We start from the raw sequence: 5381 nt of genomic DNA, 5'->3' as shown, positions 1-5381 counted from the left end.
AATCGCTGAGCCATTGAGCCGCTGAGTTTGATAACGGTTTTTCTTTCCATTACATCAAATCCTTATAACGCAGAATTTTGATGGTACGGTCACGGTAATAGCCACCGTAGGGAATACGCTGGCTTAGCTGGCCATACATGTGATGCAGTAGCATGTTGCCATCAAGCAAAATCCCGGCATGGTTCGGGACGGTGGACTGAACCTGCATGATAACCATGTCACCTGGCTGAGCGGGACCGTCGTACTCACGGAAACCGCATTCCTGCCAGTTATCCATATAGAGGTTTTCACCCTGCTCCCACCAGTGGCGATCTACGCTGTAGTTGGGCAGTTCAATGCCGTGCTCGATGCGGAAATAGTCCATGATGAGAGACCAGCAGTCTGCATACCCGAGTACAAACTGGCGCCCTGTGAGGGGGCGGTCTCCGCGAGGCATGACGGTGCGAATGTCGCCCTCCGGCCACGATGCAATAATCCAGGGCAGTTCCGTGGCATCACACATCAGCATGTCGAGCTCGCTCGGCTGAGTTGTTGCCCCGTCGCCGGGATGGCTGTGGACGATCGCCACCACAGTGCCCTGCTCTTCGGCGGCCGCATAATCCTCAGGATTAAGTTCAAATTGCTCAGTCGGCGACTCAGCATTATTTTTGCAGGGGATGTATTTCTCCACCCGCCCCTTCTGAATAACCACGCCACAGCACTCCTCGGGGAAGGATGCGGCGGCATGCGCCAGAATGGCGCTAACTGTTTTGTCGCGCATGATTATCCTCTCAGAAGTGAAGCGCCGGGGAACCCGCCATAATCCAGCTGTTCATTTTCTCCGAAGCGAGGTTTACAGCCCGTTGACAGCAATCCGGAGCAAACATCCTGTGAAGGATCGTCCACCCGATTGCCGTCTTTATCGAACCAGCCGTTTTGCCCGGCGTAGGTGCAGCCGTTCCCGGTTTTGTACCAGCCCCGCATGCACCACGTGCACATTGGCTGAATTTGCCGGGTCGGAATGAGTTGCCCTCGCAAATCGGCTGGACTTGAAAGCTCAAACTCTACGGTTTCATCGTCTGACCCTGATTTACGGTCGATGTAATAAACCTGTTTGCGCTCCTCGTTGGGATTCGCAGTCGGGTTCCCGCCAGGAAAATTTCTTGCGTCCAGATAGTGAGCGAAGGTGTCATGGATGATCACCTTTGCTTTAGCCATCCCCTGAAACCTGCGGCACAGCGCGCCAATCGTACCGCTGATGTTTGCAACAGTGAGTGACGGCCGTGAACTCTGGCCGTCACTGCTGACAGATATGCCGGTCAGTTCATACGGCCACGCGCCATACTCCTGCCCCTGCCACCACACCGACTTCGGCTCAAGTTTTGACTCGTCGCCGCCTGCGGCGATGATTTCCGCCTCGGTATGCGGGATTGTCTCGTTGTGAAAGCGAAGAATACCCGCACCGAACGCTGAGCCGTCCACCTCGATCAGGCGGACGCGCTTACCCGGCTCCAGTTTCTGGACATCAGATGAAATACTCATGGATGGTATGCCTGTATGAATGTGCTGCTGAGGGTGTATTTTTTGTTGCCGTGGGTAGATATCTGGAAGGATTCCGCGCGCCATAAACCTGAAGGCTCAAGCGGCGGCTTCCAGATAAATGACTTCCACCCTGTATGTCTGTTCAGAAAGTTTTTAATGGCCTGAATGTAAGCCTCGTCGCCGGTAAAGCTCACGCTCCACTGAGGTGTTACCGGGTTGATGCCGTCCCCGGCCACCTGTGTATAGCCATCGCCAAACTGCGCCTTTCGGGTACGAAAACTTGTATCAACCTGAGAGGCAACCTTTGGGCACCAGCTGAAGGTTTCGACTGCCATGGTTAAACTCCCTTGATTAATCGCCACAGAGGCGAGCCCGGCATGCTGGCCTGTTCGTTAATGACGCCAGTGATGGCATCTTTCAGTTGTCTGCCAGCGGCGCCGGCGGTTCCCTGACTTGCTGCCTGTGGTGATCCACCCTGAATATTGATATCGCCGAAGTTAACTGAAGGCACACCGCCGGAGACCTGCGGAGTACCAACTGCCCGAACGCCCAGCGAACCATCAGCGGCGCGCGTAAGCGGCATAATGGCTTCCGGACCAGCCTCGGCAAAAACCCCTGCGCCTTTGGCAAAAGCAAACAGCTGAGGCGTCTGAAAAACGCCATTGCTGTAAGCGCTCAGGGACGGAGAGTCGTAAACATTACCCTTCGCATTAAAGGTAAAGTTCGCGCCGGCATTCTGAATAGCGGTACCGCTGCTGGCGGTTGCGGCTGACGAGGCGCCAAAACTGAACAGTGATCCAATTGAGCTGACGCCATTAGCAACAGCCATGTTCACCAGAACGTTCTGGATAATTTTCAGTACGCTCACGCCCCAGTCCTTCCAGCTGTCAACGTTGCCATTGAGCATGTCGGTGATCGTGGTGACCGCGCCACCCATAGCCTGCTTCATGCCGTCAGCGGCCATGGAAGAATAATCAGTAGCTTCGTCCACCCAGTTCGCATAACCCTCAGACAGTCCCGTCATCCAGTCGTCACGCTGCGCATCAGAAGCTGCGTAATATCCCTCCTGGTCGCGCAGGCGCTCTTCGAGGTAGCGCTTATTAAGTGCCAGCCCCTGCTGATAGAACGTCTCGTCGATTTCACCAGCCTGACGCTGGCGGAGAAGATCGGTATTCTTCTGCTCGAACTCCTTACGCAGATTGAACTGCTCCTGAAGTCTTTCACGGAACCTGGTTCCCTGCCCGTATCCCAGCAGTTGCGCTTCATTGGCTGCGCGGGCGCTGGCGTTACTGTCGGCAAGGTTGGCTTCGTAATTTCGCAGTTGCTCACGCAATTTAACCTGGTCAATCAGCGTAGCATTCTGCAATACCGTCTTTTTCTGGGCTTCTGTCAGAGAAGCAAGTTCGCCCTGGCTGACCTGGTATTTAACCTTCGCCAGTTCAGTATTCTGGCCTTGCAGGGCAATCTGCTCTTTTTGCTGCTTGATAAGGCGCTTATACACATCCTCGGTTTTCTCGCCTTCGGTTTTACCGCCCTTCGCCTTAGGTTTGTTGGCCTCATTATTCCGCCATTCAGCAAGACCGTTATTAATCAACTCCTGACGGCCTGTCTGGAATTGCGGATCACTGGTTAATCCCAGGTCATCGGCTGCATAACTTAGTCGCAGGCGCTCTTTTGCTTCACCCTTCCGGCGTGACAACTCCAGATCCCGGCGGCTCCTTTCGAGGGCATCGGTTTGCTTTTTGTCGAGATCGGCCTGCGGAAGTCTGAGCGGGACGTTAGCCAGCCCCTGACGCGCCATAAGGAGTTGGTTACCCAGTCCGAGTAATCGATTAAGTTCATCGTGCTGCCCATTCATCAACAGAAGTGATTGATAAGCCCGGTTCTGATTCGCTGCCTCCTCCCGAATTAGCGTCACACGCCGATGCTCAAGACCTTCAAGAACCTGTTGGATAGAGGCAGATTTCTCCTGCATCTGGGCAAGCCTTTCCTGCTCAACAGATAACTGTTCAGTGGCTGTAGCCAGTCCACGGGTCACGGTATCCAAAGATGTCAGGTGGTTAATCATGAAACCACCGCTGGTCGTTGGACCGGGATTACTGATCACTGACTGATAACCAGCTATCTGCTCTTTCAGATTTTCTATCTTGCTCTTTTGTTCATCTATCAGCCTGTTCTGCTCATTCAATGCTGCGCGCGTTTTCTCAGCATTGTCTGAAGCTTCAGGTAAAGACATTGCCTTCGACTTTTTACTGACTTCATCAATCGTGGTGGCGTATTCCTGCGCCGAACGCCGAGCCTGCTCCTGATTCTGATACATCGCATACCAGGCTCCTGCTCCCAGCATCACCAGACCCGGCACGCCGCCAATCAGGCCAAGCGCACCACTCATCAGGCGAGTGCCGACAGATGTTACGCTATTGAGATTGCTTTGAGTCGAAACACGATTTGAGATGTTACGGTTTAAAGCAGCCTGAGCGGCAGCCAGACGCCTTTCAGCGACAGCCTGAGCGTCGGCATTTTTAGCTGCTACCAGCCCTGCCTGCGCGCGTTCAAGTGCTGTTCTGGCTCGCACCTTTTCCGTAGCTGTACCACTGGCAAGAGCGGTAGTCAGTCTGGTATGGGCCGCAGTGACTTTTGCTTCAGCCGCCGCGACCTTTTCTTGCTGAGCCGCCTGAACATCTGCACTTCTTGAACTCTGTACTGCTTGCTGAGCCCGATAAACTTCAGCCCTGGAAGCCGCAACAGCAGACTGCGCCGCTTTATCCTGCGCGACTGCAAGGGCAACCTCTGATTTCGCAGCTGAAATTAGCGCACCTGTTGCACTCGTGGCACTGGTTACAACTCCGCTTAGGTAGCGTGCCAGTCCCACGCCAACAAGCGCCCCAGCGACTGTTGTAATTGTTGACATATTGTCAGCAACGTCACTAAGCGCGCCGCTCACTGCTGATGAAGTAAAAGAATCAAGCGTCTGGGCAACATTATCCAATCCGCCAGACAACGCATCAGTAGCACCGGTTGCCTGGTTTACACCGCCCACCCAGGCCATGAATGAGTTAGTTACTTTTTGAAGGGATCCAGAAACCGTTTGTGGCATGCTGGCAAATTCGCCCTGCAATGCTCCTAACTGGCTCATTAAAGCTGGGACAACCTTATCGATCGTAAGCTGTCCCTGGTCAGCCATGCTCTTGAGGTCTTTACGGGCTACACCCATTCCCGCAGCCAGAGCGCGGATTACCCGATCACCGGCTTCGTTAACGGCATTAAATTCTTCACCACGAAGAACGCCTTGTGCGAGCGCCTGGCTGAATTGAGTGATAACAGAACTCGCTTCCTGGGTGTTAGCCCCAGAAAGTTTGAGGCCGGTAGAGACAGCTTCTGTAATTTTCAGAACTTCGTCAGAGCTATAACCGTACTCGCGCATTGAGGCTGCTGCGCGGGAAAAAAGGTTTGCGTTATCTGAAAATGCCGTGCCGGTTCTTTGGCTGATTTCCATTAACTGACGCTGTGAAGCGGCAAAATCATCAGCAGAAGATGATGCCTGTTTAAGGCGAGCGTTTACGGAGTTCCACTCATCAGCAATCTGCACAATTTTACCCGTTGCAAAAGCTGCCGTAGCTGCGGCGGCAGCCCTTCCAGCAGATGCAAATCCGGCAGTCAAATCAGAGAGCGCCCTTTCGCTCTCTCTGGCAGCAGCAGCGGCCTGCCGACCACCATTCTGCATAGTGCGGTAATAATCCTGCCCCATTCGTGAGGCGCGGGAAATTTCCGTCTGGAATGATTGCGAGTTAGCGGAAATTTTAATAATCAATTCACGTAATGTTGCCATCACATTTCTCCAGGCGAAAAAAAACCCGCCG

4 protein-coding genes are annotated in these 5381 nt (G+C 53.7%); all 4 read right to left on the bottom strand.

Annotation, left to right across the window (positions count from 1 at the left end; translation table 11 throughout):
• Positions 1–49: 49 nt before the first annotated feature.
• Genes ACWWFX_RS24600 through ACWWFX_RS24585 form a run of 4 tightly spaced genes read right to left on the bottom strand, consistent with a single transcriptional unit; the run spans position 50 to position 5350 of the window.
• The gene (locus ACWWFX_RS24600; protein WP_023296258.1) at positions 50–760 is read right to left on the bottom strand and encodes a C40 family peptidase; all 711 of its coding nucleotides are present in this window, start codon (positions 758–760) and stop codon (positions 50–52) included.
• A gap of 2 nt (positions 761–762) precedes the next feature.
• Entirely contained in the window at positions 763–1521 is a 759-nt protein-coding gene (locus ACWWFX_RS24595) for a phage minor tail protein L (RefSeq protein ID WP_016240208.1), read from the bottom strand.
• Positions 1518–1856 (bottom strand): phage tail protein, encoded by a 339-nt coding sequence (locus tag ACWWFX_RS24590; RefSeq protein WP_022648882.1) that lies wholly within the window; start codon positions 1854–1856, stop codon positions 1518–1520. The genes ACWWFX_RS24595 and ACWWFX_RS24590 overlap by 4 nt, the downstream gene beginning before the upstream one ends.
• A 2-nt stretch (positions 1857–1858) precedes the next feature.
• Positions 1859–5350 carry a phage tail tape measure protein gene (locus ACWWFX_RS24585; protein ID WP_473225016.1) on the bottom strand — a complete coding sequence of 1164 codons (3492 nt, stop codon included), beginning with the start codon at positions 5348–5350 and terminating at the stop codon, positions 1859–1861.
• Positions 5351–5381 lie beyond the last annotated feature (31 nt).

The sequence above is a fragment of the Pseudocitrobacter sp. 2023LY-00077 genome (assembly GCF_055796175.1).
The sequence above is the reverse complement of the archived record's forward strand: the minus strand, read 5'-3'. Positions and strand labels throughout refer to the sequence as shown.

Excerpts from the sequence above, each read along its gene's own strand:
- ACWWFX_RS24600 (WP_023296258.1), bottom strand. The coding sequence starts at position 760 with ATGCGCGACAAAACAGTTAGCGCCATTCTGGCGCATGCCGCCGCATCC.
- ACWWFX_RS24595 (WP_016240208.1), bottom strand. The coding sequence starts at position 1,521 with ATGAGTATTTCATCTGATGTCCAGAAACTGGAGCCGGGTAAGCGCGTC.
- ACWWFX_RS24590 (WP_022648882.1), bottom strand. The coding sequence starts at position 1,856 with ATGGCAGTCGAAACCTTCAGCTGGTGCCCAAAGGTTGCCTCTCAGGTT.
- ACWWFX_RS24585 (WP_473225016.1), bottom strand. The coding sequence starts at position 5,350 with ATGGCAACATTACGTGAATTGATTATTAAAATTTCCGCTAACTCGCAA.